The organism is Kitasatospora sp. NPDC058492 (assembly GCF_042720685.1).
Classification (GTDB): Bacteria; Actinomycetota; Actinomycetes; order Streptomycetales; family Streptomycetaceae; genus Kitasatospora.
Genome location: NZ_JBHXMU010000136.1, coordinates 1 through 2,795 on the forward strand (window position 1 = coordinate 1; position 2,795 = coordinate 2,795).

Consider the following 2,795-nt stretch of genomic DNA (forward strand, 5'->3'; position numbering starts at 1 on the left):
GCCCGTACGAGCAGGTGCTCGTACGGGCCGCCGCCGTTTCGCGCCGGGCGCGGGCCCGGTCAGGCCTTCTTGACCACGCTCGACTTGAGCTGCATCGCGCCGAACCCCTCGATCCGGCAGTCGATGTCGTGGCCGTCGACGCCGTCGACCAGACGGATGTTGCGGACCTTGGTGCCCGCCTTGATGCCGGAGACGCTGCCCTTGACCTTGAGGGCCTTGACGACGGTCACGGTGTCGCCGTCGCTGAGCACGTTGCCGACCGCGTCCCGGATCACCCGCTCGCCCGGGCCGGCCGGTTCGGCGGCGCCGCCTGCCGCGGGCATCCACTCGTGGCCGCACTCCGGGCAGACCATGAGGGCGTTCATCTCATAGGTGTACTCGCTGGAGCACGACGGGCACGGGGGGAGGTGGTCGCTCATGCGCGCGGGCTGTCCTCTCAGGTCGGGCCGGGGGTCGGCGGCTCGCCAGCATGTATGAAGTTGAAGAATTTTTCAAATCGCTTGTTCGAGGGCATCCGACCGCGGACGGTGACGTTCCCGGCAGGGCGCGCGCGGGCCGTGGACGCCGGTGCTCGATGGCTGGTATCCAGGCCACTGGCAGCGCGACCGGCGGCCGGCCGGCGCCCACCGCCCCCTGCGGGCTCACCAGCCCACGGACGGAAGGGTGTTGAGACCGGGCCGGGACGTACAACCAGGAAAGCGGAGACGATGCGCAGAGTTCTGATCGTCGGCGCCGGGCAGGCCGGCCTCCAACTGGCCCTGGGGCTCCAGGCCCACGGCTACGACGTGACGGTGATGACCGACCGCGACGCGGACGCGGTCCGCAGCGGCCGGGTGCTGTCCACCCAGTGCATGTTCGACGCCGCACTGCGGACCGAACGCGACCTCGGCCTGGACCTCTGGGCGGACGCCGCACCCCGGATCGAGGGCCTCGGAGTCTCCGTCGCCGGGCCGCAGTCCGCGCGGGTGATCGACTGGGTCGGGCGCCTGGACGCGCCCGCGCAGTCCGTCGACCAGCGGCTGAAGATGCCCGCCTGGCTGGAGACCTTCGCCGGGCGCGGCGGCCGGGTCGTGGTCCGCCCGGTGACCGTCGGCGACCTCGAACACCTCTCCGGCTCCTACGACCTGGTCCTGGTCGCGGCCGGAAAGGGCGACCTGGCCGCGATGTTCGAGCGCGACCACGAGCGCTCCCGGTACGACCGGCCGCAGCGCGCGCTGGCCGCCAGCTACGTGTACGGGCTCGGCCCGCGCCCCGAGCACGACTTCCCCGCCGTCCGCTGCAACGTGGTGCCCGGCATCGGCGAACTGTTCGTGATGCCGGCGCTGACCGCGGCCGGCCCGTGCGACATCCTGCTCTGGGAGGCCGCCCCGGGCGGCCCGGCGGACGCCTTCGACGGGGTCCGCGACCCGGCCGAACACCTGCGGGTGACGCTCGACCTGATGAAGGCCTTCACTCCTTGGGAGTACGACCGCGCCCGGGCCGGAATCGAACTCACCGACGCCGGCGCCACCCTCGCCGGGCGCTTCACCCCCGCCGTCCGCCACCCGGTCGGCGAACTGCCCGGCGGCGGAGCGGTGCTGGGCGTCGCGGACGTCGTCGTCCTCAACGACCCGATCACCGGCCAGGGCTCCAACAACGCCGCCCGGTGCGCGGCCGGCTACCTCGACGCGATCCTCGCCCACGGCGACAAGCCGTTCGACCGCGACTTCATGCGGGCCGCCTTCGACCGCTTCTGGCAGGCCGCGCGCCCCAGCACCGTCTGGAGCAATGCGATGCTCGCGCCGCCGCCCGAGCACGTCCTGCACCTGCTCGGCGCCGCCGGTCAACTCCCGTCCGTCGCCGACCGGTTCGCCAACGCCTTCAACGACCCGGCCGACCTGGAGCAGTGGTTCCTCGACCCCGCGAAGGCGGCCGCCTACCTGGAGTCGTTCACCCCGCAGGACTGACCGCAGCGAATCGGCCGGGGCGGATCGGCCGCAGCGGATCGGCCGGCGCGCCCGAGCGGACGGCGGGCCCCGGCCGCCATGGGGGGCGGTGCACCGGAGCGCCGGTCACGGCTCGCTCAAGTGCGGCTGAGGCAGGAGCCGGTGTTGCGCCCGGGGAGGTGGGCATCCGGCCAATGTGCCGAGCGCCCGGGTCCGGCGCGGCCGGCCGCGGCCTAGAGTCGCCGGTGGGCGGTGCGACGCCGGGGTCAGGACGATCCGCGTGCGCCGCCGCACCCCCGGGGGCCGGCACACCCCTCGGCCCCCACGCCTGCACAAGCGCACCTCGGCCTCGTCCGCCACCCCAAAGGAGTCCGACATGTCCGACCTTGCCATGTCCGCGTCCACGTCCGCCCCGGGCCTCGTCGGCCAGGCGCTCGACCTCCAGGACCTGGACCTCAGCGAGCTGACCGTCACCGCGCTGCGCGACACCGTCGCCCTGCCGGAGAACGGCGGTTCCTGGGGGTCCTGCTCCTGCCAGGCCTCGTCCTCCTGCGCCCAGCCGAACCTGCCCGGCGCGGACTCGTTCTGACCATCCGTCAATTCATCTCGAACATCCGGGAGACCACATGTCGGACCACTTCGAGGACGTCCTCGCCCTCGACGACCTCGACCTCGGCGAGCTGACCGTCACCGCGCTGCGCGACACCGTCGCCCTGCCCGAGACGGGCGCCTCCGGGGCACCCAGCTCCAGCTCCTGCGGATCGTCCTCCTGCGCCGCTCCGCACCCGCCGACCCGGACCTTCTGAGCCCGGCGTCGCCAAGTCCCCGTTGAACAGCGCGTGTCGGCGTGCGGCCGCCCCCACCCGGGGC

4 protein-coding genes are annotated in these 2,795 nt (G+C 73.5%); 3 read left to right on the top strand and 1 reads right to left on the bottom strand.

The window, feature by feature from the left end; genetic code table 11:
* Positions 1-59: 59 nt before the first annotated feature.
* On the bottom strand, positions 60-419 hold the full coding sequence (locus ACFWPI_RS39360; RefSeq protein WP_063345891.1) for a zinc ribbon domain-containing protein YjdM: 360 nt from the start codon (positions 417-419) through the stop codon (positions 60-62).
* Between the two features lie 288 nt (positions 420-707).
* Here ACFWPI_RS39360 and ACFWPI_RS39365 point away from each other — a divergent pair, with 288 nt between their 5' ends.
* The 3 genes from ACFWPI_RS39365 to ACFWPI_RS39375 all read left to right on the top strand — a co-directional run bounded on the left by ACFWPI_RS39365 (position 708) and on the right by ACFWPI_RS39375 (position 2,731).
* Positions 708-1,946 (top strand): styrene monooxygenase/indole monooxygenase family protein, encoded by a 1,239-nt coding sequence (locus ACFWPI_RS39365; RefSeq protein ID WP_380381051.1) that lies wholly within the window; start codon positions 708-710, stop codon positions 1,944-1,946.
* Between the two features lie 355 nt (positions 1,947-2,301).
* Positions 2,302-2,514, top strand: coding sequence for a thiazolylpeptide-type bacteriocin (locus tag ACFWPI_RS39370; protein WP_380381049.1), 213 nt, complete (start codon positions 2,302-2,304; stop codon positions 2,512-2,514).
* 37 nt (positions 2,515-2,551) lie between these two features.
* Entirely contained in the window at positions 2,552-2,731 is a 180-nt protein-coding gene (locus ACFWPI_RS39375) for a thiazolylpeptide-type bacteriocin (RefSeq protein ID WP_363376356.1), read from the top strand.
* Positions 2,732-2,795 lie beyond the last annotated feature (64 nt).

Bases quoted from the DNA above. Each gene is read 5' to 3' on its own strand.
- ACFWPI_RS39360 (WP_063345891.1), bottom strand. From the start codon at position 419: ATGAGCGACCACCTCCCCCCGTGCCCGTCGTGCTCCAGCGAGTACACC.
- ACFWPI_RS39375 (WP_363376356.1), top strand. From the start codon at position 2,552: ATGTCGGACCACTTCGAGGACGTCCTCGCCCTCGACGACCTCGACCTC.
- ACFWPI_RS39365 (WP_380381051.1), top strand. From the start codon at position 708: ATGCGCAGAGTTCTGATCGTCGGCGCCGGGCAGGCCGGCCTCCAACTG.
- ACFWPI_RS39370 (WP_380381049.1), top strand. From the start codon at position 2,302: ATGTCCGACCTTGCCATGTCCGCGTCCACGTCCGCCCCGGGCCTCGTC.